General features: G+C 62.4%; 18 protein-coding genes and 3 tRNA genes. 9 read left to right on the top strand and 12 right to left on the bottom strand.

Features of this window, described 5'->3' with window-relative positions:
- The first annotated feature begins 204 nt into the window (after positions 1-204).
- The 5 genes from BUC24_RS10045 to BUC24_RS10025 all read left to right on the top strand — a co-directional run bounded on the left by BUC24_RS10045 (position 205) and on the right by BUC24_RS10025 (position 2,921).
- The gene (locus tag BUC24_RS10045) at positions 205-477 is read left to right on the top strand and encodes an HU family DNA-binding protein (protein WP_073214508.1); all 273 of its coding nucleotides are present in this window, start codon (positions 205-207) and stop codon (positions 475-477) included.
- Between the two features lie 62 nt (positions 478-539).
- Positions 540-615, top strand: a tRNA-Val gene (locus BUC24_RS10040).
- Between the two features lie 27 nt (positions 616-642).
- A tRNA-Asp gene (locus BUC24_RS10035) sits at positions 643-719 on the top strand.
- A 17-nt stretch (positions 720-736) separates the two neighbouring features.
- Positions 737-813: transfer RNA gene (locus BUC24_RS10030), tRNA-Asp, on the top strand.
- Positions 814-1,010: 197 nt separating this feature from the next.
- Positions 1,011-2,921 carry a SurA N-terminal domain-containing protein gene (locus BUC24_RS10025; protein ID WP_073214505.1) on the top strand — a complete coding sequence of 637 codons (1,911 nt, stop codon included), beginning with the start codon at positions 1,011-1,013 and terminating at the stop codon, positions 2,919-2,921.
- Positions 2,922-3,516: 595 nt separating this feature from the next.
- Here the strand turns inward: BUC24_RS10025 and mnmH are convergent.
- A complete protein-coding gene (gene mnmH / locus BUC24_RS10020) occupies positions 3,517-4,569 on the bottom strand; it encodes a tRNA 2-selenouridine(34) synthase MnmH (protein WP_073214501.1) in 1,053 nt (350 codons plus the stop codon).
- Complete coding sequence (locus tag BUC24_RS10015; protein ID WP_083598806.1) at positions 4,566-5,195, bottom strand: arylesterase; 630 nt, start codon at positions 5,193-5,195, stop codon at positions 4,566-4,568. The genes mnmH and BUC24_RS10015 overlap by 4 nt, the downstream gene beginning before the upstream one ends.
- Here BUC24_RS10015 and BUC24_RS10010 point away from each other — a divergent pair.
- Positions 5,194-5,910, top strand: a complete 717-nt coding sequence (locus tag BUC24_RS10010) for an ABC transporter ATP-binding protein (RefSeq protein WP_073214494.1) — start codon at positions 5,194-5,196, stop codon at positions 5,908-5,910. The two genes, BUC24_RS10015 and BUC24_RS10010, sit on opposite strands and share 2 nt — an antisense overlap.
- Here the strand turns inward: BUC24_RS10010 and BUC24_RS10005 are convergent.
- Positions 5,882-7,375 (bottom strand): bifunctional ADP-dependent NAD(P)H-hydrate dehydratase/NAD(P)H-hydrate epimerase, encoded by a 1,494-nt coding sequence (locus BUC24_RS10005; protein ID WP_073214492.1) that lies wholly within the window; start codon positions 7,373-7,375, stop codon positions 5,882-5,884. The genes BUC24_RS10010 and BUC24_RS10005 overlap by 29 nt on opposite strands.
- 74 nt (positions 7,376-7,449) lie before the next feature.
- Between BUC24_RS10005 and BUC24_RS10000 the strand changes: the two genes are divergently transcribed.
- Positions 7,450-11,055: a hydantoinase B/oxoprolinase family protein gene (locus BUC24_RS10000; protein WP_073214490.1), complete on the top strand. Its 3,606-nt coding sequence runs from the start codon at positions 7,450-7,452 to the stop codon at positions 11,053-11,055.
- Positions 11,056-11,129: 74 nt separating this feature from the next.
- The gene (locus BUC24_RS09995) at positions 11,130-11,711 is read left to right on the top strand and encodes a hypothetical protein (RefSeq protein WP_073214487.1); all 582 of its coding nucleotides are present in this window, start codon (positions 11,130-11,132) and stop codon (positions 11,709-11,711) included.
- Between the two features lie 2 nt (positions 11,712-11,713).
- On the opposite strand, the gene BUC24_RS09990 is transcribed toward BUC24_RS09995, so the two are convergent.
- Positions 11,714-13,339: a response regulator gene (locus BUC24_RS09990; RefSeq protein ID WP_073214485.1), complete on the bottom strand. Its 1,626-nt coding sequence runs from the start codon at positions 13,337-13,339 to the stop codon at positions 11,714-11,716.
- A 230-nt stretch (positions 13,340-13,569) separates the two neighbouring features.
- Between BUC24_RS09990 and purL the strand changes: the two genes are divergently transcribed.
- Positions 13,570-17,616, top strand: coding sequence for a phosphoribosylformylglycinamidine synthase (gene purL, locus BUC24_RS09985; protein ID WP_073214482.1), 4,047 nt, complete (start codon positions 13,570-13,572; stop codon positions 17,614-17,616).
- A 20-nt stretch (positions 17,617-17,636) separates the two neighbouring features.
- Here purL and BUC24_RS09980 read toward each other — a convergent pair whose 3' ends face one another.
- The 8 genes from BUC24_RS09980 to BUC24_RS09945 all read right to left on the bottom strand — a co-directional run bounded on the left by BUC24_RS09980 (position 17,637) and on the right by BUC24_RS09945 (position 26,246).
- Entirely contained in the window at positions 17,637-18,080 is a 444-nt protein-coding gene (locus tag BUC24_RS09980) for a GNAT family N-acetyltransferase (RefSeq protein WP_073214479.1), read from the bottom strand.
- A gap of 481 nt (positions 18,081-18,561) precedes the next feature.
- Positions 18,562-19,110 carry a 4'-phosphopantetheinyl transferase family protein gene (locus tag BUC24_RS09975; protein ID WP_073214476.1) on the bottom strand — a complete coding sequence of 183 codons (549 nt, stop codon included), beginning with the start codon at positions 19,108-19,110 and terminating at the stop codon, positions 18,562-18,564.
- On the bottom strand, positions 19,074-23,057 hold the full coding sequence (locus tag BUC24_RS09970; RefSeq protein ID WP_073214474.1) for a Pls/PosA family non-ribosomal peptide synthetase: 3,984 nt from the start codon (positions 23,055-23,057) through the stop codon (positions 19,074-19,076). The genes BUC24_RS09975 and BUC24_RS09970 overlap by 37 nt, the downstream gene beginning before the upstream one ends.
- Before the next feature lie 129 nt (positions 23,058-23,186).
- A complete protein-coding gene (locus tag BUC24_RS09965; protein WP_073214472.1) occupies positions 23,187-23,513 on the bottom strand; it encodes a hypothetical protein in 327 nt (108 codons plus the stop codon).
- 67 nt (positions 23,514-23,580) lie between these two features.
- The gene (locus BUC24_RS09960; RefSeq protein WP_073214470.1) at positions 23,581-24,360 is read right to left on the bottom strand and encodes a peptidylprolyl isomerase; all 780 of its coding nucleotides are present in this window, start codon (positions 24,358-24,360) and stop codon (positions 23,581-23,583) included.
- 92 nt (positions 24,361-24,452) lie between these two features.
- Positions 24,453-25,232: a peptidylprolyl isomerase gene (locus tag BUC24_RS09955; protein ID WP_073214468.1), complete on the bottom strand. Its 780-nt coding sequence runs from the start codon at positions 25,230-25,232 to the stop codon at positions 24,453-24,455.
- A 106-nt stretch (positions 25,233-25,338) separates the two neighbouring features.
- The gene (locus BUC24_RS09950; protein ID WP_073214465.1) at positions 25,339-25,617 is read right to left on the bottom strand and encodes a BolA family protein; all 279 of its coding nucleotides are present in this window, start codon (positions 25,615-25,617) and stop codon (positions 25,339-25,341) included.
- Complete coding sequence (locus BUC24_RS09945) at positions 25,614-26,246, bottom strand: septation protein A (RefSeq protein ID WP_073214463.1); 633 nt, start codon at positions 26,244-26,246, stop codon at positions 25,614-25,616. The genes BUC24_RS09950 and BUC24_RS09945 overlap by 4 nt, the downstream gene beginning before the upstream one ends.
- Positions 26,247-26,249 lie beyond the last annotated feature (3 nt).

Here is a 26,249-nt window from a genome sequence, read left to right as displayed (position 1 = left end):
CACTGGATGGTCGGCGTCATCAAGTCCGGAACCAGATTCGATCCGCAGCTAGCGCTTGCAAAACTCTAGCTGACACAGTATCTGCGAAGGCGGGGACCCATAGCACGCTGAACAACTTCGGCGATGTGGTATGGGTCCCCGCCTTCGCGAGGACGATGTCAGCTCTTATAATAGGCGGTTGCACTTTCTATTCTCGAGGCCCCAATGAACAAAACAGATCTGATCGAATTTATCGCCAAGTCGGCCGACATCTCCAAAGCCTCCGCCACGCGCGCCCTCGACGCCGTGCTCGAAGCCGTCACCACCAGCTTGCAGAACAACGAACCCGTCACCCTGGTGGGCTTCGGCACCTTCTCGGTTGGCGAGCGCGCGGCCCGTACCGGCGTCAATCCGCGCACCAAGGAAGTGCTCAACATCGCAGCAGCGAAAGTTCCCAAATTTAAAGCTGGCAAAGCGCTCAAAGATGCAGTAAACTAATTGCCTTCGGTGAGGTGACAATCACCGGAGAATGTTTGGCAGGCCCAGGTTGTGACAGACTCGGGCGCTTAGCTCAGTTGGTAGAGCGGAGCCCTTACAAGGCTTAGGTCGGGAGTTCGAGCCTCTCAGCGCCCACCACCAAACATGCAGTACCCGTATTTTTTAGGAGCGGTAGTTCAGTTGGTTAGAATACCGGCCTGTCACGTCGGGGGTCGCGGGTTCGAGTCCCGTCCGCTCCGCCAAAAAATACCCAAATTCAGGAGTGGTAGTTCAGTTGGTTAGAATACCGGCCTGTCACGTCGGGGGTCGCGGGTTCGAGTCCCGTCCGCTCCGCCAGCTTAGAGTAGTAAGGAGTGTTTCCCCTGCGGGAAACACGGTTGGGACTCGAAGGGATTTCCCTACGAGGAAATCCGCGGCCTGCAAAGTGCAGGCGAGTCCCGTCCGCTCCGCCAGCTTAGAAGAAAAGGGCGAACGAGAGTTCGCCTTTTTTTTCGTTTGCGTTTTAACTGCGTTTTTTTATCGAATGGCAAACCATGTTTGATTTTGTTCGTACACACAAGAAATGGATGCAGATCCTGCTGGCACTGTTGATCGTGCCGTCGTTCGTGGTGGTCGGTGTTAGCAGCTATGGCAGCGGTGGTGGTGCGGCCAACGAAGTAGCCAACGTCGGTGGCCAAAAAATCACCCAGCAGCAGTTCGATGAAGCGCAACGCCGCTATATCGATAACGCACGTGCCCAGATGGGCGAACGCTTCGATCAAAAAGAATTCGAATCCGCAGAAGCGAAGCGCTTCATCCTCGACAAACTGGTCGAGAATGCCGCCATCGACGCCGAAATCAAGAATAGCCACATGACCGTTGGCGACGCTTCCATTCAAAAGAACATCAGCGAAGTCCCGTCGTTCCGCAAGGCCGACGGCAGCTTCGATCTGGACAAGTACAAAGCACTGCTGGGCGCACAAAACATGTCGCCCCTGCAGTATGAACACCAGATCCGCACCGAGCTGACCAAGCGTCAGCTGGGTTCGGCGCTGCCAGGCACCGCATTTGTGCCGCGCAGCCTGGCAACACGCCTGTCCGACCTGGGTGCCCAGGAACGTGAAGTGCAGGAAGTGCTGTTCAAGGCTGCCGATTTTGCCGACCAGGTCAAAGTCACCGATGACATGGTCAAGGCTTACTACGACAAGAACGCCACGCTGTTCCAGGCGCCCGAGCAGGTGAAAGTTGAGTACGTGGTGCTCAACGCTGGCGTGGTGGAAGGTCTGATCGCGATCAGCGACGCTGACGCGCAGAAGGTGTACGACGCCTCGAAGGACAAGTTCACCGCCAAGGAAACGCGCGCTGTGAGCCACATCCTGGTCGCCAAAAAAGATGCAGCAGCCGACAAGGCCAAAGCTGAAGCCCTGCTGGCTGAAGTGCGCAAGGCGCCAGCGAGCTTCGCTGCAGTCGCTAAAGCCAAGTCGGACGATCCTGCGTCGGCGGAACAGGGCGGCACTCTCGGCTCGATCACCGTCGGCGGCGAAGCATCGCTGGCCAGCGCGGAAGTCGAAGCGGCAGCAGCAAAGCTGAAAGAGGGCGAGGCTGAATTGGTGCAGTCGGAATTCGGCTATCACATTGTGACGGTCACCAAGATCAACCCGGCCGCCATCAAGCCATTTGAAGCAGTCAAGGGCGAGATCGTCGCCGAGCTGAAAAAGGCGCAGATGTCGAAGAAGTATTCGGAGTTGGCCGAGCAGTTCACCAACATCGTCTACGAGCAGTCGGATAGCCTGAAGCCTGTCGCTGACAAGCTCAAACTGCCGATCCAGACGATTGACAACCTGAAGCGCGATACCAAGGCCGGTCCGGATTCGCCGCCGGTGTACAGCGCCAAGTTCCTGAAGGCGATCTTCTCGAATGACGCACTGAAAAACAAGCGCAATACCGAAGCCGTTGAAGTGGCACCAGCGACCCTGGTTGCAGGCCGCGTCGTCGACTACAAGCCGGCCGCCAAGCGTCCGCTGGCCGAAGTGGCTGATGCGATCCGTAAAACTGTCGTCGAAGAGGAAGCCGAGAAGCTGGCCCGCAAAGCAGGCGAAGCGAAGATCGCTGCTGCCAAGGCCGCAGGCGATGCGGAAGGCTTTGGTGCCACCAAGTCGATCAGCCGTAACAAGCAGCCGGAAGTCGCATCTGCTGCGGTGAATGATCTGATGAAGGCCGACGTGACCAAACTGCCGGCGTACGTGGGTGTGAACCTGCCAGGCGTGGGTTATGGCGTGTACCGCATCAACAAGGTGACCCAGCCTGCCGAGACAGATCTGGCGCGCCGTGGCATGGAACGTCAGCAGTTTGACGGCATGGTGGCGCAGCAGGAGTCGTATGCTTACCTGAACGCGCTCAAGACCAAGGCCAAGACCAAAGTCAGCGACAAGCCGTTGACCAAGACGGCTGACGCGGTGGAGTAATCCGCAGCGGTCGAATAAAAAACCGGTGACTCTCGCGAGCACCGGTTTTTTTTCGTCCCGAAACCGCACATCGCCCTCGCGAAGGCGGGGGCCTATGCCACTTATCCGAATTCGGCAAGGTGCTATGGGCCCCCGCCTTCGCGAGGGCGATGTAGTAGCGGTTCGGGTGACTGGCCGCGGCGAAGTAATCGGCAGCGCGGAATAAAAAAACCGCACATCGCCCTCGCGGCGGCGGGGGCCCATGCCACCTATCCGAATTCGGCAAAGTGCTATAGGCCCCCGCCTTCGCGAGGGCGATGTAGTAGCGGTTCGGGTGACTGGCCGCGGCGAAGTAATCGGCAGCGCGGAATAAACAAACCGCACATCGCCCTCGCGGCGGCGGGGGCCTATGCCACCTATCCGAATTCGGCAAGGTGCTATAGGCCCCCGCCTTCGCGAGGGCGATGTAGTAGCGGTTCAGGTGTTTGGCCGCGGCGAAGTAATCGGCAGCGCGGAATAAACAAACCGCACATCGCCCTCGCGGCGGCGGGGGCCTATGCCACCTATCCGAATTCGGCAAGGTGCTATAGGCCCCCGCCTTCGCGAGGGCGATGTATCAGCGGTTCAGGTGTGTGGCCGCGGCCAGGAAATCATCCTTGCCGATATCGCCCAGCTCCACGAGCTCCGCTTCGTTAAAGCGCACGAAATTGCGGTCAATCGAACGCAGATAGGCCGGGTCGTAATGCTCCACCAGCAGCTGATCCACCAGCTCCGGCATCCGTCCGCCATTGGCCATCTCGTGCCATGCATTGATCTTCTCGCGGCCGTGCAGCTTGACCAGACAGTCCAGCTGCGCGTTGAGTATGTCCGGACTGGCGGTAAAGTGCTGGTAGTCCTCCATCAGCAGCCGCACCCGGTCAGGACGCGACAGCGCCAGCGAGATGCACGGCGAGCGCCGCATCTTGTCCATCAAGGCATCGGGCACGCGCAACTGGCCCACCTTTTTGCTCTCGGACTCCACAAACACCGGGCGCGCCGGATCGAAACGGCGCAGGGCATCCCAGATCGTTGTCTCGAACATTTTTTGCGACGGCTGCGGGCAGCTGGGCAGACTGCCCAGAACCGATCCGCGGTGGGCCGCCAACTGCTCCAGATCGAGCACCTGGGCGCCGACCGAGGCCAACACCTCCAACAGGCGGCTCTTGCCACTGCCGGTCGTGCCGCACACCACCTTGAACTCCACCTGCGGCGCTTCCAGCAGGGTTTCACTGACGTGAGCCCGATAGGCTTTGTAGCCGCCGTCAAGCTGCACCACGGGCCAGCCGATGCGCGCCAGGATATGCACCATCGACCCGCTGCGGTTACCGCCGCGCCAGCAATACACGAGCGGGCGCCATTCGCGCGGCTTGTCCAGCCACAGCGTCTCGATGTGCCGCGCGATGTTTTTTGCTACCAGTGCCGCGCCCACCTTCTTCGCTTCAAACGCGCTGTCCTGCTTGTACATGGTCCCAACGCGGATCCGCTCGGCGTTATCGAGCACCGGGCAGTTGATGGCGCCGGGCAGATGATCAAGCGCGTACTCCGCCTCGCTGCGCGCATCGATGATGCAGTCGAACTGGTCGAGCTGCGGCAGCACATGGCTGAAGTTCAGCAGTTCCGGATACTTCATCGGGCTTTGACCATCGGGGCAAACTGCGGCCAGATATTGGCCAGAATGATGGGGTGGGCCTCGGCATTCGGGTGCAGGCGGTCTGCCTGGAACAGCTTGGGCTTGTCGGCCACGCCCTCCAGCATGAACGGCACCAGTGGCGACTTGTATTGACCGGCCAGGTTTTTGTACATACCGAAGAAGCGTTCGGTGTAGTCGCGCCCATAATTGGGCGGCATGCGCATGCCGATCAGCAGCACGCGCGCACTGTTCTTTTGCGATTGCTCGATCATGGCGCGCAGATTGGCTTCGGCCGCCCTGACAGGCTGGCCCCGCAAGCCGTCGTTGGCCCCAAGCTCGATCACCACCACGTCAGGCTTGTGCTGGCCCAGCAGGGCAGGCAGGCGCGCACGCCCGCCGCTGGTGGTTTCGCCGCTGATGCTGGCATTGACAACCTTGGCGTCGATTTTTTCCTGCTTGAGTTTTTGCTCGAGCAGGGCGACCCAGCCATTGCCGCGCGCCAGGCCGTATTCGGCCGACAGGCTATCGCCCAGCACAAGCACGGTTTTTGGTGCAGAATGGGCGCTCGCTGATACGGCAAGCATGAACAGGCCGCCAATCGCCCAACTCTTGAGATTAATTTGCATGCGTGACATCCCTGAAGCTTCCAAAAGTTACGTTTCCGATAGCAATAAGTCGGCGCCCGCCATCGAGGTCATCGACTTGTCGAAGCGGGTGGCCGACGCCAGCGGCGAGCTGACCATCCTGCATAGCGTCGATTTTACAGTGCAAGCTGCCGAGACGCTTGCCATTGTGGGCGCCTCGGGATCGGGCAAATCGACCCTGCTGGGTTTGCTGGCCGGGCTGGACAGCCCCTCCAGCGGCAAAGTCATCCTCGGTGGCCAGGATATTTTTGCGCTCGACGAAGATGGCCGCGCCAGTCTGCGCAAGGCCAGGCTGGGCTTTGTGTTCCAGTCCTTCCAGCTGCTGGCACACCTGAATGCGCTGGAAAACGTCATGCTGCCGCTGGAGTTACGTGGAGACGATGGAGCGAAAGACAAGGCCGCCGCCATGCTGGAGCGGGTCGGCTTGTCCAGCCGCCTGAAACACTATCCCAAGTATTTGTCCGGCGGCGAGCAGCAGCGTGTGGCGCTGGCGCGGGCCTTCGTGACCGAGCCGCCCTTGCTGTTTGCCGACGAACCGACCGGCAGTCTGGATGCCGCCACCGGTGAAGCTGTTATTCAGCTCATGTTTGAACTCAATCGCGAGCGCGGTTCGACCCTGGTGCTGGTTACGCACGACCCTTCCATTGCAGCCCGCTGCGGGCGCACCATCACGATCGCTGCCGGGCGTATTGTCTGATCAGTTGATTGAACACGGTGCGGATTGCCGGCGCCAGTTCGCCGGCAGTCAGTCCGACCGGACCCACGCCTTGCGCGACCAGCAGGTCCGCCGCCGCCCCGTGCATCCATACCGCGCCCAGCGCCGCTTCCCACGCCGTCCAGCCCTGCGCCAGCAAGGCACCGCACAGGCCTGCCAGCACGTCGCCGGTGCCGCCGGTGGCCAGGCCCGGGTTCCCGGTTGGATTGATCACGGCGGCGCCGTCGGGGTCTGCAATCACGCTGCCTGAACCCTTGAGCACCACCACCGCCTGAAAGCGCGCTGCCATTTCGCGCGCAGCGGCCAGGCGGTCGCCCTGGATCACGGCCGTGGTCACGCCCAGCAGGCGCGCCGCCTCAAGCGGGTGGGGCGTGAGGACGGTGGCAGCTTGACGCTGCGCGAGGTGACCCTGCAAATCCAGACTGGCCGCCACCAGATTGAGTGCATCGGCGTCGAGCACCAGCGGCGCCATGCTGTCGAGCGCCTTGACCAGCACCCGGATGGCCGCGGCCGAATCACCCATGCCGGGGCCGGCCACCAGCGTGCTGTCGGTGCCTGCAAAGCCGGCGGCCGCGCGGAACATGATCTCCGGATGGGCGCTGTCGAACGCGGCGCCGGGGTCGATGGCCGCCACGAACACGCGGCCGGCGCCGGCAAACAGCGCGCTGCGGGCCGCCAGCACGGGCGCACCGGCCATGCCGGCAGCCCCGCCCAGAATGGCCACGTCGCCAAAGCTGCCTTTGTGGCTGTTGTGGCGGCGCGCTGTCAGCCGCGATGCAAACGGCTGCGCACTGCCCAGGTGAGCGCTGGACGCGGGCACAAGCGCCGTATCGATGCCGAGCGATGCCACCAGAATGTCGCCGGCCACATCGCGCCCGGCAAAGGTGTGCAAGCCCGGCTTGTCGCCAATGAAGGTGATGGTGCGGGTGGCTTCGATGGCCACGCCGTCAGGACCGATCACGGCGCCACTGTCGGCATCCAGGCCGCTGGGCACGTCCAGCGCCAGTACTGGACAATCCCAGTCATTGATGGCCAGTGCCAGCGCGCGCGCGGCGCCCGCCAGCGGCCGTGCGAGGCCGATGCCGAACAGGCCATCGACCACCAGCGCCCATTCACCGTGAGCGGGCAGGGCGTCCACGAAGCGGGCGGCGCTGGCCCGCGCCCGCGCCAACGCATGCGCTGTCTCGGCCGATATCGTGCCCTCGCCAGGCAAATGCAGCACAGCGACTTCCACCCCGGCCTGCGACAGATTGGCGGCCGTTTCCAGCGCGTCACCGCCATTATTGCCCGGTCCTGCCAGCAGCAGCACGCTGCCGTTGCCCGCCATGTCGAGCGCGGCGGCAGCGGCGGCCAGGCCGGCGCGCTGCATCAGGCTGCCAGCCGGGAGGCTGGCCGCGGCGGCTTGTTCAATGCCGCGAATTTCGGCAACGCTGTAAAGTGGTGTCATCGTCACTATTTCCACATAAAATTTTGAAGCTGCGGCACTACAATAGCGCACACCTACCAGCTTGAGGCATGCATATGGATTGGCAATTCTGGATCGACCGGGGCGGCACTTTTACCGACATCGTGGCGCGCAAACCTGACGGCACTCTGCAAACACATAAGTTGCTGTCGGAAAATCCAGAGCAATACCAGGATGCGGCCGTGGCCGGCATTCGTCACCTTCTGGGACTTGCCCCAGGTGATCCCGTGCCAGTGGGCACCATTGAAGCAGTGAAAATGGGCACCACGGTGGCCACCAACGCACTGCTGGAACGCAAGGGCGAGCGGACTGCACTGGCGATCACGCGCGGCTTTCACGACGCACTGCGCATAGCCTACCAGAACCGGCCACGCCTGTTTGACCGCCACATCGTGCTGCCCGAACTGCTGTACAGCGAGGTGGTGGAAATCGACGAACGCGTGGGCGCCCATGGCGATGTCATCACGGCGCTGGACGAAGCAGCCACCGCCGCCGCGCTGCAAGGGCTGTACCAGCGTGGCTTGCGCTCGCTGGCCATCATCTACATGCATGGCTACCGCTACAGCGCGCACGAAGCGGCCACCGAGCGCATTGCGCGCGCCATCGGGTTTACCCAAATCTCGGTGTCGCACAAAGTCAGCCCCATGATGAAGCTGGTGGCGCGCGGCGACACCACCGTCGTCGATGCCTACCTGTCTCCCATTCTGCGCCGCTATGTGGAGCAGGTGGCAGGACAGCTACCGGATGTGAACCTGCAGTTCATGCAGTCCAACGGCGGCCTGACCAACGCCCATACCTTCCAGGGCAAGGACAGCATTCTGTCCGGCCCCGCGGGTGGCATCGTCGGCATGGTCCGGGCCAGCCAGCTGGCCGGCTTTGAGCGCGTGATCGGCTTCGATATGGGCGGCACCTCGACCGACGTCTCGCATTTTTCGGGCGAATTCGAACGCGTGTTCGAGACCCAGGTCGCCGGTGTGCGCATGCGCGCGCCAATGATGAGCATTCATACGGTGGCTGCCGGCGGCGGCTCGATCCTGCACTTCGACGGCAGCCGCTATCGCGTCGGTCCCGACAGTGCAGGGGCCAATCCGGGGCCAGCCAGTTACCGTCGCGGCGGGCCCCTTGCCGTGACCGACTGTAACGTCATGGTCGGTAAAATTCAGCCCGCGCATTTCCCCAAGGTGTTCGGGCCGGATGCCAGCCAGGCGCTCGATCCGCAGGCGGTGCGCGACAAGTTCGAGGCCATGGCGCGCGAGATCGGCGCCGCCACCGGCACCACACCGGCGCCGGAAGCGGTGGCGGAAGGCTTTATCCAGATCGCCGTTGGCAATATGGCCAATGCGATCAAGCAGATCTCGGTGCAGCGTGGCCACGACGTGACCGAATATGTGCTGACCAGTTTCGGTGGCGCCGGCGGCCAGCATGCCTGCCTGGTGGCCGATGCCCTGGGCATGAAGAAGGTGTTCGTGCATTCGCTGGCTGGTGTCATGTCTGCTTACGGCATGGGCCTGGCCGACCAGAGCGCCATGCGCGAGCAAGCCGTGGAACTGCGCCTTGACGCGGCGCCCCCGGCCGACCTGGCCGCGCGCCTGGACACGCTGGGCCAGACCGTCACCGGCGAGCTGGAAGCGCAAGGCGTGGCTGCAGCGCGCATCCGGCTGGTGCGGCGCGTGCACCTGCGATACGAGGGGACCGATTCGGCCATCATCGTGCTGTTTGCCGATGCGGCGCAGATGCAGGCGCAGTTCGAGGCGGCGTACAAAAAGCGCTTCTCGTTCCTGATGCCGACCAAGGCGCTGGTCGTCGAGGCGATTTCGGTCGAGGCCATTGGCGTCTCCGATGCGCCGGCCGAAACGCTGGCGCAGGAGGCGCCGCGCAGTGGCGGCCTGGCCGCTTTCGATACGGTGAACATGTACGCAGGCGGCGCCTGGCGCAAAACAAGCTTGTTCCAGCGCGCCGGCATTCGCATCGGCGACAGCATCGACGGCCCGGCCATCATCGCCGAAGACAATGCCACCACCATCGTGGAACCGGGCTGGCAGGCGCGCGTTACGCCGCACAACCATCTGGTGCTCGAGCGCGTGCAGGCGATGCCGGAGCGCCGCGCCATGGGCACCAGCGCCGATCCGGTCATGCTGGAGATATTCAATAATCTGTTCATGTCGATTGCCGAGCAAATGGGCCTGCGCCTGCAGAACACTGCGTATTCGGTCAACATCAAGGAACGGCTCGACTTCAGCTGCGCCATCTTTGACGCGGCCGGCAATCTGATCGCCAATGCACCCCACATGCCAGTTCACCTGGGCTCCATGGGCGAGAGCATCAAGACCGTGATGACGGCCAACGAGGGGCAGATGCGCCCGGGCGACGTGTTCATGCTCAACGATCCATACCACGGCGGCACCCATCTGCCTGACGTGACGGTCATCTCGCCTGTATTCGATGCGGCGGGCCAGACGATCCTGTTCTACGTCGGATCGCGCGGCCACCACGCCGATATCGGCGGCACCACGCCCGGTTCGATGCCACCCGATTCGGTCTCGATCGAGCAGGAAGGGGTGTTGATCAATAACTTCAAGCTGGTGGACGGTGCCAATGGCCTGCTGCGCGATCAGGAAGCGCGCGCCTTGCTGGCCGGCGCCAGCTACCCGGCCCGCAATCCGGACCAGAACATGGCGGACTTGCGCGCCCAGGTGGCCGCCAACCAGAAGGGCGTGGAAGAACTGCACAAAATGGTCGCGCACTTCGGTCTGGCCGTGGTGCAGGCCTACATGGGCCACGTGCAGGACAATGCCGAAGAAGCGGTGCGGCGCGTGATCACGGCACTCAAGGATGGCGCTTACACCGTCCAACTGGATAACGGTGCCCGGATCCAGGTCGCGATCCGCGTCAATCAGGCGCAGCGCAGTGCACAAATCGATTTCAGCGGCACTTCGGCCCAGCTGCCCAACAACTTCAATGCGCCATCGGCCGTCTGCATGGCTGCCGTACTGTATGTGTTCCGGACACTGGTGGACGATGAAATTCCGCTCAACGCGGGCTGCCTCAAGCCGCTCGAGGTGATCATCCCGACTGGCTCGATGCTCAACCCGCATTACCCGGCTTCTGTCGTATCGGGCAATGTGGAAACATCGACCTGCATCACCAATGCCCTGTATGGCGCGCTGGGCGTCATGGCGGCCTCGCAAGGGACGATGAACAACTTCACGTTCGGTAATGCGACCTACCAGTACTACGAAACGATCTCAGGCGGATCCGGGGCCGGGGAGGGCTTCAACGGCACCGATGTCGTGCAAACCAATATGACCAATTCGCGCCTGACCGACCCGGAAATCCTGGAGTTCCGCTTCCCTGTACGGCTGGAAAGTTATGCCATTCGGCACGGCTCCGGCGGTGCGGGGCGCTGGCACGGTGGCAATGGCGGCATCCGCAAAGTGCGTTTCCTGGAACCCATGACGGCCGCCATCCTGTCCAATAACCGTGTGCACGCGCCGTTTGGCATGCAGGGCGGGCAGCCCGGCGCCACCGGCATCAATCGCGTGGAGCGGCAAGATGGCAGCGTCGACCACCTGGCGCACATCGGCAAGACGCAGATGCAGGCGGGTGATATTTTCGTCGTGGAAACGCCGGGCGGTGGTGGCTTTGGAGACGTAGAGCAATAGCTCATTCGTGCTCTGGGGTTTTGTAAAAATCGCTACACTGCGATCTGACTTCACTGCCGAGTTAGATCGTGGATATGAACGACACCCTCCAACACCGGGAAGTGGCGCCCGAGCAAGCCGAACCGCCCGTGCTCCAGCATACGGATGACTTGCCGTCCTGGCTGGCACCGGATGCCCAACCTGTGCCGCCTGGCCCGCTCAGCAACCCAGTCGTCACCTGGTCCGGTACCTTGCTTGCCACGGCATTGATGGTGGCATTTGGCTTGTGGCTGGGCGATTCGCAGACACCAGCGCCACCCGCCACGGTTGCAAGCATGCCGGCGCCAGCTGCGCCCGCAGTGGCAGTCGCGCAGCCAGCCGCGCCCGTCACCGATGTGCCGCCCATGGTCATGGTGGCCGAGCCCGCCGTGCCGGCCGAGGTGCCGCCTGCGCCAGCCGCCCGTGCGATTCCCGCTGTGCAAAAAACCAGCGTTCCCAGGCGTCGCGTGGCTGCGCCAGGTGGGCGCACGGTAGCCCGTGCAAAAAACCGTCCGCAGCCAATTACCGCCAGCACCGCATGGCGCAAGCCCATCATGGCCGCGGCAAGCAAGGCAGGGCCGGCAATCCGCTGCCAGCATGGCGAACTGGTGCGCGAATGCCTCGCGCGCTATCGCTGAAATCAGGCGGCAATACCGTACTTGCGCTGCATGGCAATGTACTCGTTGGCGAGCGCCTCGAGCTTGGGATGGCCTGGATCGAGCTTGCGGATGGCGTCAAGCTGGGCATGACACTGTTCGGCCAGCGGATGATCCCAGCCCAGTTCGTCGAGCTGGCGCAAAATGCCTTGCGCCAGGGCGATCATCACTGGCAGGCTGCCTGGCGACTTGTGGCGCGCTTCGGTCAGTGTCTGCACCGCGCCCCGGAAGTCGCCCATATTGGTCTTTTCCGCAGCCACGCTGAGCAGTTCGTTCGACTGCTGCCTGAGCTGTACGCTCATGCCTTCGGCCAGGTCGGGGCGGCCAGCGCGGGAAAATACCTGGATCACTTCCTGCACTGATACGCCGCTGTTGACGTCATTCATCACCGCCAGCATGACTTCGGATGCTTCCTTGTCCAGCTGGTTGCCAAGGCAGGTCTTTGCCAGTCCGATTTTGAGATTTGCCGACAAGCCCGTCGCCGTGCGCACGGCCCCGACTGCCGAATTGAGCTCGGTCAGGGCCGCGGCGCTGTTGCCAGCGGACTCGTGCAGCATGGCCACCGAGATCGAGCGGCACACATCCACGTTCGAATTGCCGCGCAGGGATTTCTCCATGTCCCGGATCACGCCGCTGGCCTGGGCTGCATCGCCTTTTTTGATGAGCGTCTTGACCAGATTGACGTGGTCTTCCGGATTGCGGAACTCCGAATACTTGGCCTTTGCCACCACCTGCTTGAAGGATTTTTCGGCCGTGCCAACGTCGCCCGCCTCAAGCGCCACTTCGCCCAGCTTGCGCAGACGCCGGATCACATGCGGGGAAATGCCGACGGCGTCCTCCAGCACTTTTTGCGCGCCAGCCGTGTTGCCGTTGACTTCACGGCAGCGCGCCAGCAAGTCGTAGGCGGCCATCAGCTTGGGATTGTCGACAATCAGCACGCCCAGCACCCGTTCAGCCTCGTCCACACGGCCCTGGCCAAACAGTGAGCGCGCCAGGCCCAGCTGGGCCCAACCAACCGGCTTCACTGCCAGCACGGAACTGTACAGGTCAGCGGCTTCTTCCAGTTCGCCCAAATTGCTGTGCATTTCAGCGCGCAAGCGCACAAAATCGGCCGCGTAGCGGGGATTGGCCGACTCGGCGCTGATGCAGGATTTGATCGCTTCGCGCAGGTTGCCCTGGCCAATGAGTTGATAAGTCGGCAAGAACACCGCGCGCCGTTCGATGGCGCGCGAAATCCGCTGACTGAGCACGTCGACGGTGAAGGGTTTGAGGATGTAGTCAGTGGGGGTGAGTTCGGCCGCGCTGACCACCTTGCTGTACACGCCCTCGGAGGTAAGCATGATAAAAATGGTCGTCAGGCCGATCAGTTTGTGGTGGCGCAGGTCTTCCAGCAATTGCTGGCCATCCTGTCCGTCCTGGCCGCTGCCCAGGTCGTACTCACACAAAATGATGTCGTACGAGCGCTTGCCCAGCTGCCGAATGGCGGTGCCGGAACTAACGGCAAAGTCGACCTTGGTGATATTTGCCAGCGTCAGCATGTTCTGGAGGCTGCCGCGCATGCCCGGATTGGGATCGATGACGAGGACCGACAGGGCGCTGTTATCTTGCATCGTGTTCTGCTCTCAAGCCCGCGGCGCGGGTCGTTACAAATGTTAACGGTCGAAAGGCGAATGTCTTGAAACTGTAAGATACGCTAATGTCGGGCTGCATGCCAACATGTTGCTTCGCTGTACATGGTGCAACGCGGTATAATACTGGCCTAAAGGATTTCAGCCTCACTCGATCTAGTGCCCTATTTACCTTTAACCCGCAGCCACGCTGCATCAACCATCTCCCAATCATGTTGATACTGCCGGGTTCCAATGCCCTGTCCGCCTTCCGTAGCCAACGCCTCCTGACCCAATTGCAAGCTGTCGCGCCCGCGATCGTGGCAGTCCAGGCCCGCTTTTATCACTTCATCGATAGCAGCGCCGCGCTGTCGGAGGACGACCAGGAACGCCTGGGCAAGATGCTGACCTACGGCGAACCTGCCGCAGCGCCAGCCCAGGAGGGCGCCACCGAAGCCTTCTTCGTCATTCCGCGTCTGGGCACCATTTCCCCATGGGCCTCGAAAGCGACGGACATCGCGCACAACTGCGGCATGGCCCATGTGCACCGGATTGAACGCGGCATCGCCTTTACCGTGTTCCTGAAGGGCGGCATTCTGGGCACCAGCCTGGGTTCGACCAAGCACCTGAACGAGACTGAAACCCAGGCCGTGGCGGCCCTGCTGCACGACCGCATGACCGAAACCGTGCTGCGCAGCGCGGACGACGCGATCCACCTGTTCCGCGCCCTGGAAGCCAAGCCCTTCGAATCGATCGACGTGCTGGGCGCCGGCAAACACGCGCTGGAAAAGGCCAACACCGATCTGGGTCTGGCGATGTCGGACGACGAAATCGACTACCTGCTGGACGCCTTCACCAAGGCCAAGCGCAACCCGACCGACGTCGAACTGATGATGTTCGCGCAGGCGAACAGCGAGCATTGCCGCCACAAGATCTTCAACGCCGACTGGATCGTCGACGGCGTGGCGCAGGACAAGTCCCTGTTCCAGATGATCAAGAACACCCACCAGCTGCAGCCGAAAGGCACCATCGTCGCGTACAGCGACAATTCGTCGATCATGGAAGGCGCCACCGTCACGCGCTTCTACCCGCGCGGAGAAGGGCACGAATACGCAGCGTCGACCGAACTGACGCACACGCTGATGAAGGTCGAGACGCACAACCACCCAACCGCCATTTCGCCATTCCCTGGCGCCTCCACCGGCGCCGGCGGCGAAATCCGCGACGAAGGTGCGACTGGCCGCGGCGCCAAGCCAAAAGCCGGCCTGACCGGCTTCACCGTGTCGAACCTGATGATTCCGGATGCCGTGCAGCCGTGGGAAAACGCCGCCAGCGTGACCGCGCCATTGGCCGGCCGCAGAGCAGCACCAGCCTACGGCAAGCCTGACCGCATCGCATCGCCTTTGCAGATCATGATTGAAGGGCCGCTCGGCGGCGCCGCGTTCAGCAATGAATTCGGCCGTCCTGTCCTGGGTGGCTACTTCCGCACCTACGAGCAAAACGTTGGGCGCCTTACCGCGGGTGTGAGTGACACCGTGTACGGCTACCACAAGCCGATCATGATCGCCGGCGGTATCGGCAACATCGCCGGTCAGCACACCCACAAGAACGACATCCCGGTTGGCAGCCTGCTGATCCAGCTGGGCGGCCCTGGCATGCGCATCGGCATGGGCGGCAGCGCCGCCTCGTCGATGGCCACCGGTACCAACACCGCCGACCTGGACTTCGACTCGGTCCAGCGCGGCAATCCGGAGATGGAACGCCGGGCCCAGGAAGTGATCAACCGCTGCTGGCAGATGGGCGCGGACAATCCGATCATCTCGATCCACGACGTGGGCGCGGGCGGTCTCTCGAACGCTTTCCCGGAAATCACCAATGACGCCAAGCGCGGCGCGATTTTCGACCTGCGCAAGATCCCGCTGGAAGAAAGCGGCATGGCGCCGAAAGAAATCTGGAGCAACGAGTCGCAGGAACGCTATGTACTGGCGATTGCACCTGAAAACCTGGCGCTGTTTGCCGCCATGTGCGAGCGTGAGCGCTGCCTGTTTGCCGCTGTGGGCGTGGCCACCGAAGAACGCCAGCTCAAGCTGATCGACCCGGAGCAGGGCAATGCACCGGTCGACATGCCGATGGACGTTTTGCTTGGCAAGCCACCCAAGATGCAGCGCGACGTGCATCACGTGCACAACGAATTCCCCGCCATCGACCTGACCGGGCTGGAACTGGCCGACGTTGCCAAACGCGTGCTGCTGCTGCCCACCGTGGCCGACAAATCCTTCCTGATCACCATTGGCGACCGCAGCGTGGGCGGCACCACCGTGCGCGACCAGATGGTCGGACCATGGCAGGTACCGGTGGCCGACTGCGCGGTGACCGCCATGAGCTTTGAAGGCTACATTGGCGAAGCCATGGCCATGGGCGAGCGTACGCCACTGGCCGTGATCAACGCCGCCGCCTCGGGCCGCATGGCTGTGGGCGAAGCGGTCACCAACATCGCCGCTGCCGCCATCAACGATATTTCGGACATCAAACTGTCCGCCAACTGGATGGCCGCCTGCGGCCAGCCGGGCCAGGACGCGGCCCTGTTTGACACCGTCAAGGCAATCGGCATGGAACTGTGCCCGGCACTGGGCATCAGTATCCCGGTCGGCAAAGATTCGCTGTCGATGCGCACCACCTGGAAGGACGAGGGCGAAGCGAAAGCCGTCAGTTCGCCGGTGTCGCTGATCGTCTCCTCGTTCGCGCCGGTGGCCGACATCCGCCGCTCGCTCACGCCACAGCTGCAAACCGGCCATGGCGAGACCGCACTGATCGCCATCGACCTGGGGCGCGGCAAGAACCGCCTGGGCGCTTCGGCCCTGTCGCTGGTGACCCAGCAGCTTGGCAACGAGGTGCCGGACGTCGACAGCGCCGAAGACCTGAAAGGCTTCTTCGCGGCGATCCAGCAACTGAACAAGGACGCCAAGCTGCTGGCCTACCATGACCGTTCCGATGGCGGCTTGTTTGCCACGCTGTGCGAAATGGCTTTTGCCGGCCGCGCGGGCGTGACGGTCAATCTCGACATTCTGACCATGGAAGGCGAGCATGCCGCCGACTGGGGCGACGCCAAGAACTGGGCCGGGCAGGTGGCCGAACGCCGCAACGAACTGACCTTGCGCGCACTGTTCAACGAGGAACTGGGTGCCGTGATTCAGGTGTGTGCGGACGACAAGACTGCCGTCATGAACGTGCTGCGCGAGCATAATCTGGGCGCTTGCAGCCATATCATCGGCAAACTCAATGATCGCGGCGTGATTGAATTCACGCGCGACGCCAAAGTGATCTACAGTGAACAGCGCAGCGCCTTGCACCGCCTGTGGAGCGAAACAAGTTGGCGCATCGCGCGCCTGCGCGACAACCCGGCCTGCGCCGACGCCGAATATGCGCGTCTGCTGGACGAAACCGACCCGGGCATTTCACCCAAGCTGACCTTCGACCCAAGCGAGAACGTGGCCGCGCCATTCCTGGCGACTGGCGTGCGTCCACGCGTGGCGATTCTGCGCGAGCAGGGCGTCAACTCGCATATCGAGACGGCATGGGTGATGCACCAGGCAGGTTTTGCCGCGGTGGACGTGCACATGAGCGACTTGATTGCCGGCCGCGCCAAGCTCGATGACTTCCAGGGCATCATTGCCGTGGGCGGCTTCTCGTACGGCGACGTGCTGGGCGCCGGCGAAGGCTGGGCCAAGACGATTCTGTTCAACGACAAACTTGCCGAACAGTTTGCCCGCTTCTTTGCCCGTCCCGACAGCTTCGGTCTGGGCGTGTGCAATGGTTGCCAGATGATGAGCAATCTGAAGTCCATCATTCCGGGTGCCCAAGCCTGGCCCAAGTTCACGCGCAACAAGTCGGAACAGTTCGAGGCGCGCTTTGCCATGGTTGAAGTGCTCGACTCGCCGTCGATCTTCATGCAGGGCATGGCAGGCACCCAGACCGCGATTGCCATCGCCCACGGCGAAGGCTTTGCCGACTTCTCGCAAACGGGCGACATCGATGCTGTGGTCAAGGCCATGCGCTTTGTCGACAACCGGGGTGCGGCCACCGAAACCTATCCGTTCAACCCGAACGGTTCGCCAGCCGGCTTGACCGGTGTGACCACGGCGGACGGACGTTTCAGCGTCATCATGCCGCATGCCGAGCGCGTGTTCCGCTCGGTGCAGCAGTCGTGGCACCCCGAGTCGTGGGGCGAGGATTCGCCATGGATGCGCATGTTCCGCAACGCGCGCAAGTTCGTCGGCTGATTCAGCCCGCGGCGAGGTGGTTACGCACGCAGTTGCGCGACCATCTCGCCATCTTCACTGAGTCCGATTTCGGCAAAGCCCAGCGACGCATAAAAGCGGCGTGCTGTGGGGTTGTCGGTCTTGTAGCAAATCGTGACGCGGCGCACGTCGGGCTGCGCTCGTATCTCGTCTAGCAGCAGCGCCATGGCGCGCCTGCCAATTCCCTTGTTTTGCAAATGATGCGCCACCATCAGGCGATAGATGGCGTAATGCCCCGGTTCGTCGTCGCCGCTGGTGTCGTACAGGGCAAAGCCGACGGGAGTGCCATCGCAGTAGATGGCACGCGGTTGCCAGTCCGGGTAGTAATGCGCTTGCGCGATGGAGTACGCGTTGCTGTCAAGATAGCGCGCTTGTTCCGGCGGCAGTTCCAGGTCCATGACGGCTTCGAAATTGTCGATGGTGATGGGATGGAGGGTGACGTTCATTTGCGGTTTATAGTAAGTAGCTGCTTACGCCAGCACATCGTCCGCGCGAAGGCGGGGACCGATAGCGCCTTCGCTGAGAGCGGCAGCAACGATGGTACACGATGGTATGGGCCCCCGCCTGCGCGAGGGCGATGTGGTGGCCGATCAGGCGGTTTCGTTGCACATCGTCCTCGCGAAGGCGGGGATCGATAGCACCTTCGCTCAGAGAGGCGGCAACGATGTTCCACGAGGGCGATGTGGTGGCCGATCAGGCGGTTTCGCTGCACATCGTCCTCGCGAAGGCGGGGACCCATGGCGCCTTCGCTCAGAGAGGCTGCAACGATGGTGCGCGAGGGCGATGTGGTGAAGGGGGCGTACCTGCTGACGCCAGCACATCGTCCTCGCGAAGGCGGGGACCCATGGCGCCTTCGCTCAGAGAGGCGGCAACGATGTTCCACGATGGTATGGGCCCCCGCCTGCGCGAGGGCGATGTGGTGGCGGATCATACGCTGGCAATGGTGCCTACGTAGCCGGGTCGCGGCGACAGCTGCCTCAGCATGCACTCAGTTGGCAGCGCTGTCCATTCGGCGATCCCCAGGCCCAGGGCTTTGAGGCACGCCTCGCGCGCTGTCCATTCACGCGCGAAAGCGCTTGCCAAGTCAGGGCCGGCGACTGCGTCAAGGCGCTTGAGAGCTTGCGGGCCAAGATAGTCGCGTGTCAGCGCGCGCCACTCCGGGACATCCACCACCTGCATCACATCCAGTCCGACCGGCGCGTACGGATGCCAGGCCGCAAACGAGAACGCGTCAGTGTGGCTGATGGCGATACCAATGGCTGTCGCCTTGCCGCCGACAAGCAAACAAGGCGCCATGCCGGGCAGGGAGGCAACGCTGACATTGGCCACGCCAAGGATATCCATGATGGATTGGCACAGCACCGTTCGGATCGCCAGCCGCGCCGACGCCCGAGTCGTGCCTGGCGCATGCGCCACGGTCACCAGGGTCACCTGGTCGCTCATGCGCCCGCTGGCGCCGCTGGACAGCCGGCCCATGCCGAGTGGGCGGGAATATGTTCGCCTTTCATTACCAGCGTCAGCGGCCCGAGGCGGGCGTTGTCACCGACGCGGGCGCTGTACAGCACGCAGCCGCGTGGCCCGATATACACCTTGCTGCCAATGTCGACCTGGTCAATTTTCATGATGCGGTCTTCGAACAGGTGCGTTTGCGGGCAGGCCAGCGCATTGAGCTCGCTGTAGTCACCGATGGACACGCAGTCGAACTCGGTGATGTCGGTGGTGTCCAGATACACGCCACGGCCCATTTTTGCGCCCAGCATGCTGAAGGCCATTGGCAGCCACGGCGTGCCGCGCAGGTAGCGCATGAAGTTGGGCACGGCGATGCCTTCGTACAGATTGGTCACGCCCTCGGACAGCCACACGAACGGGGTCCACATCGGCTCGGCGCGTTTGCGGTAGCGTCCCAGCAGCAGCCATTTGATGATCAGCACGAACAGGAAATTGCCGATCCCGTACAGCAGTCCCGCCAGAGCCAGATCAAACACGACTTCGCCCCAGCGGCCCGCGCCAGCGGCGGGCATCACGTCCAGCACGATGGTGTAGCCCACCGCAATCACCAGCGCATGTGGCGCGACAATGCGGAACGTTTCAACCACGGTGCGGCCAAGGCGGCGCAGGGCCGACGGCCGGTAAGTCAGGTGGTCCGGGTAGCCGCTGGCTTCCTCGCGGGCCGGCAAATGCAGCGGGGGCGAGCCTAGCCAGGTGTCGCCGCTGGCCATCTGCGCATTGGCCGGGGCATGGGTGTGCACCCCCACCAGCACGCGCTCCGGCAGTACCGTGCCGTCCGGGACATAACTGCCATTGCCGACAAAGCTCCGGTGCGAGACGACGGTCTCCTGCATGGTCATCCAGCCGCCATCGATCTCCTCGTCGCCCAGCATGACGGCGTCGGCGATGAAGGTTTCGTCACCAAGGGTGAGCATGTCGGGCACCACGCCCAGGGCGGTCGAGATTTCTGCGTCGCGCCCGACCTTGGCCCCCAGCAGGCGATACCAGTAGGGGGCGAAGACGGTCGCATAAATCCCGTGCAGCACGTTCATGCTCGATTCCTGAATGTGGCTGACGAGCCATTTGGCGCAGTAGATATTGCTGTGTACCGCCGACCGTCCGGGCTTCAGGCGCGGCAGACCGCCCCAGCGGATGCCTGCCGAAACCAGCGCAGTCAGCACGATCAGCACCGCGCTGGCGGGGAAGGCAAGCACAAAGTAGCGCAGCAGCTGCGTGTGCACCTCGCTGCCTTGCAGCCATGGCAGAACGCCAGCTTCATCGAGCGAGTCGATCAGCACGAAGCTGGGGAACACCGGCATGAAGAACAGGGTGGAGACGAGCACGATGCCGAATACAAAAAACAGTGTCTCGCCCAGCAGGCGTAAAGGCGACGCCACTGGCCTTGGCGGCAGGGCCGGCACGAAGGCGCCCAGGTCGCGCGCTGGCGACCCGCCCCAGACCCGCCCTGGTGGCACCGTGGTGCCATCGGCAATCGCCGATTGGCCCTCCACATGGCTGCGCGCGCCCACCGAGGTATTGCCTTCCAGGACAGAGAAGGAGGCCACGCACACGTCGTCGGCCAGGGTGATCTGGCCAAGCAGCAGGCGGCCGCGCTCGACCCGCGCATTTTCAAAGTTGACCGCGTTGCCGATGCTGACGTTGTGACCAAGTGCCAGCAGGTCGGGCGCGCGCAAGGTCATGGAGCCGATGATCACGTCATCGCCAACCCGCGCGCCCAGCGCCCGTAGCCACCACACGTACAGCGAACAGCCACTGAGCAAATAGACTGGCGCGCCTTCGAGCAGGCGGTCGACCAGCCACCAGCGGTAATAGGTCCAGCCCCACAAGGGATACGAGCCGGGGCGCTGGCGTCCGCCGATGAGCCACTTGCCGCCAATGGCGACCACGAATTCAAGGACCGTCGCCAGCAGGAAGACGGCGATCGAGGCGGCAATCGCACGTGGCACCGAGTCGCCCGGTTCACCGGTAAAGAAGTGATAGGTAAAGAAGGGCGCTAACCACTGGGTCATGCGCAAGGTGACCAGGGGCGGCACCGCGCAGGCCTGGCCAAAAGCGCAGGTCCAGCGCCGCCACGCGGGCGGTGGCGTCCAATCCTGCTCGGCTGCGGTAACCGGGGCGCTGCCAATGGCGCTGGCGATTTTGCCGATCTGGCGATGCTGGTAAATGTCGCGCACCGTCACGTGGGCGAAGGCGCTGTCCGCGCGCAGGGCCGTGGCCAGGCGCGCTGCGAAAAAGGAGTGCCCGCCCAGATCGGTAAAGAAGTCGGCCTCGCGCTTGATCGGCTGGCCGGGGAACAGCTGGGCGAGGGCGCTGAACAAGGCGCTTTCGGCTGCGGTTTCGGGCAGGTCGGATTCGCCTGTGCCCACGGGCGCGGCCTGCAGCGGCATGGCGCGCAAGGCTTTGCGGTCGATTTTGCCGGAGGTCAGGCGCGGCATCAGCGGCAATTGTTCGTAGCGGCCCGGCACCATGTACGGCGGCAGGTGGGCGTTGAGGGCGTGGCGCAAGGCAGCTGGGTCCAGCGTTTCGTTGCCGCTCGATGGGACCAGATACGCGACCAGCTGGTCGATCCCGTCGTCCTTGCGCAGCAGGACCGCGACCGTGCCCACGCCGGCTTGCTGGGCCAGCACCGCCTCAATCTCGCCCAGTTCGACCCGGAAGCCGCGAATCTTGACCTGGTCGTCGGTGCGTCCCAGGCATTGGACCGTGCCTTCCTCGTCGATGCGTGCCAGATCGCCAGTACGGTACAGGCGCCCGTCATGTGGGCCGCTGGACCAAGGGTTGGTGAGGAATTTTTCAGCCGTCAGATCGGGCCGGCCCAGATAGCCGGCAGACAGTCCCGGTCCTGTCAGACAGAGTTCGCCCGTCTCGCCGCGCGCCAGCAGGCGCAGCCCGGTGCCTTCGGTGGCGATGACAAGCATGCCGTAATTGGGCAGCGGGGTGCCGATGGTGATCGGGCGGCCAGGTGCCAGACGCGCCAGGCTGGCCGAGACCGTGGCCTCGGTCGGGCCATAGGTATTGAAGATCTCGCGCCCCGGTCGCGCGAACCGTTCAACCACGGACTCGGGACACATTTCGCCGCCCAGGTTAATCAGGCGCAGGCTGGCGACGTCTTCGCTAAATAGCGCCAGCAGGGTAGGCACGGCATGCAGCACCGTCACGCTGTTCTGGGCCAGCATGCGTGGCAGCGTTTCCGGGTCGCCGGTGATGTCCTTGGGGCCGATCCACAGCGTTGCGCCGACCAGGTAGGCGATCCAGATCTCTTCGAACGACATGTCAAAGGCAACCGAAAAGCCCTGGTAGACACGGTCCGACGCACGAATGCCCAGTACCTGGTTTTCGCTGCGCAGGAAGTGGCAGATACTGCGCTGCGAAATCAGAATGCCCTTCGGTTTGCCGGTGGAGCCAGAGGTGTAAATGATATAGGCCGGTGCATCGGGCGAGACGGCGCCGCGCTGCGTCAGAACTTCGCCAGCGGCCAGCGGCGCCATCAGCGATTCGGCGCTGATCGCGCCATCCAGGCCAGCGCATGCAGCCGCGCTGGCGATGACGCCGGCCGCGCTGGCATCGTCCAGGCACACCTGCAAGCGTTCCAGAGGCGTGTCCTGGTCTACCGGCAGCCAGGCTGCGCCGGCCTTGGCAATGGCGGCCTGCAGGACCAGCAGTGCGATGCCGCGTTCCAGCCACAGTCCGACAATTGCGCCTGGACCGATCCCGCGTGCCATCAGGCGCGAGGCTGCGATGGCGCTGAGCGAATCGAGTTCGGCGTAGGTGAGCTGACGCGTACCAAATATCAGGGCGATCTGTTCGGGGGTGCGGCGCGCGCTCGCTTCCAGCAGTTCGGCCAGAATTTCCTCGCGTAGCAGCGATGGATCGGCGATGCCGTGCAAAATGGGCGTGGTGATTTGGTCGAGCATCTGGCTATGGCCTTAAAGCAGGTGAGCCGGGCGGGCATGCACCGCGGTGCACGCCCATCGGCTGTGATTTGTCTATTTCATTGTATTCCCAACTTCAACGCGTCCAGCGCAGCCAGACGCATCCGCAGATCAGCGCTGGGCGCACGGAGGCCGTTGCGGGCCGTGGGGAATATGCGAGGCGGGGAGCAGAGCAGGGCCAGCGACGGCAGCGGCTGCGGTGGCCTTGCTTGCCTGGGGAATGAGCATGACCGGGGGAGCCAGCGCCACTGCTGCCGAGCTGCACGCAGCTTGGCAGGCAGCGCCGTTTGCACCATCGTCTTCGTAGTAAGCGAGGGCAATGATCGATTCGCAAGCGGCCAGCGCTGGCGCAGCCGTGTTCGAGTACGTGGCGCCCATGGCCTGGAACGGCATCAGGACCAGCAACAGCACAGTGAACAGGTGGCGGAACGGCGACATGGGAGCATCATAACAAAAAAGCCGCCGCAGAATGACTGGGGCGGCTCTTGTGACGCACAAAAAGTACCTATTGGATCTTGGCCTTCTTCATCAGCTCTTCTTTGTACGCTTGCAGTTTTCGTTGCTGCAAGCCTTCGCCCAATTCCTGGCGCACGTCTTCGTAGGCCGGAATCTTGGCGGCACGCGTATCGTCGAGACGCACGATGTGATAGCCGAAGCGCGACTTGATCGGTGCGTCGCTGAGGGCGCCTTTTTGCATGGCCATCAGGGCGCGTGAAAATTCCGGAACATAGCGGTTCGGGCTGGCCCAGTCCAGATCGCCGCCATTGGCTGCCGACGCATCTTTGGAATATTGCTTTGCCATGTCTTCGAACTTGCTGCCCGCCTTGATTTTGGCGAGGATGCTCTTCGCCTCGTCTTCGCTTTCTACCAGGATGTGGCGCGCGCGGTAATCCTTCTCTGGCCAGCCGGCCTTGACCTTGGCATATTCGGCGCGCAGGTCGGACTCTTCGACAGGGTGAGATTTCAGATGGGCCGCGAGCAGGGCGTTGATGACCACGCTCTGACGCGCATTGTCCAGCGCTGACTTGACTTCGGTACGGGTGCCGTAACCCTGGCGGTCCGCTTCCTGGATCATCACTTCCCGGGTGATCAGGTCGCGCTTGATGACATCGCGCAGCTGCGGCGTGTCCGAGTATTTGCCTTGGGCAAGCAGTTGTTTGACACCCTGCTCAACCTTGCTTGAAGGAATTTGTTTCCCGTTGACAGTCGCGGCGACCTGCGCAAAAGCGGGCGCGGCACTCAGAACACACAGGGACAATAGCAAACGGGCGGGCATCAACTTCATGATTCTGATCCTAATAAAAATAAACGTGCACGCCCGAAAGCGTGCACGGCAAGCAATGCGCAGGCAGCATACCAGATGCTACCCGCTTTGCATTACTTGATAACGGCCTTTTTGCGCAGTTCTTCTTGCAGCTTGGCCAGTTTGGCTTGCTGCAGGCGCTCGCCGATTTGCGGCTTGAGCTCTTCCAGCGTTTGTGCCTTCAGCGGGCGAACGTCGTCCAGCTTGATCACGTGGAAACCGTTCTGGGTTTGCACTGGGGTTTCGGTAATGGCACCTTTTTGCAGCGCAACGAAGGCATCGCTAAATGGCTTCGGGAACTCGCTTGGGCTATGCCAGTCGAGATCGCCACCATTGGCAGCGCTGCCGGTGTCCTTGGAGGTCTTGGCCAGTTCTTCGAACTTGGCGCCGCCCTTGAGCTTGGTGATGACAGCCTTGGCATCGGCTTCGCTGTCGACCAGGATGTGGCGCACGTGGTATTCCTTGTTGCCAATGAGAGTGACGTAGCGGTCGTATTCGGCCTTGATCTCTTCGTCCTTGACTGGCGATTTGCTCAGGTAGTCACGCACCATGGCGTTGACGATGATGCTCTGGCGGGCCACTTCCAGCTGTTGCTTGACGGCTGGGCTCTTGTCGAAGCCTTGACGGGTTGCTTCCTGCATCAGGACTTCACGCGAGATCAGATCTTTCTTGACCATTTCGCGCAGTTCCGGCGTTTCTGGCTGCTGACTCTGTGCAACATACTGCTTGACGAGTGCATCGGCACGCGACATCGGAATGGCTTTACCGTTTACAACGGCGACGTTTTGCGCGAATGCAGGCGCTGCAGCGAGGGCGATCAGGACAAACAGCAAACGGGATGGCTTCAAGGTCATTATCAATTCCTGTTGGGGGAAAAAGTTACTAGGACAAGTTCGTTGTTTTACTTTGCGGTTCAATTGTCAGACAGATTTCTTAAGACACGCTGAATCAAGGCGCTCCCTATGGCTGCTCGGACGGTGCCAGAGCAGTGATGGCAAGCGCATGGATCTCGCTGTGCATCATATCGTGCACGGAATCATACACGAGTCGATGTCGCATGACGAGTCTGAGGCTTTCGAACTTGGCAGAGACAATTTTCAGGCGGAAATGACTGCCGCCGGACGCGGCGCCAGCGTGGCCAGCGTGGAGGGCCGATTCGTCCGTCAGTTCCAGCAGCGTCGGTTGCAGGGCAGCCTGCAACTTTTGCTCGATGCGCTCGGCGCGGGTGGGCGCGTTCATGCCTTCTCTTCCTCGATGTATTTGGATAGATAGATGGTCTGGCCAACGATAAACGCGAACATGATGCCCATCATGCCGAACAGTTTGAAGGTCACCCAGTCGCTGTCGTTATCTTTGAAAATGACGAAGGCAGCGAGCAGGTTCACCGCGCCCAGCAGGAAGAAGAACAGCATCCACGCGCTCCCTAGCTTCGCCCATACCTCGTCCGGGAGCTTGATTTGCTCCTGCATCGCTTGACGAATCATGTTTTTCTTGAAGGCCAGCTGGGCCACCAGCATCGCCGTGCCAAACACCCAGTAAATGATGGTCGGCTTCCATTTAATGAAATCGCCATTATGGAAATAGATGGTGGCGCCACCAAACACGGTGATGATCAGGAAGGAAATCCACAGCATCGTGTCGACCTTGCGGCCGCGCAGTTTTACGTAGGACACCTGCAAGGTCGTGGCGACGATCGCCACGGCAGTTGCAATCATCATGGGCGCCTGGTCAGGCTTGATGGCCCCGCCAGAAATCATCCACGACATGTATTTGGTGACAAAATCAAACGACGGCTGCTGGAACATGGCCGCCAGTCGATATACGCCGAAGAACAGGGCAATCGGGAAAAAATCGAACAGAAGTTTCATGGG

This window comes from Massilia sp. CF038 (assembly GCF_900129765.1).
GTDB lineage: Bacteria > Pseudomonadota > Gammaproteobacteria > Burkholderiales > Burkholderiaceae_D > Telluria_A.
Note: the sequence above shows the minus strand (reverse complement) of the source record. Positions and strands in the feature narration are given on the sequence as shown.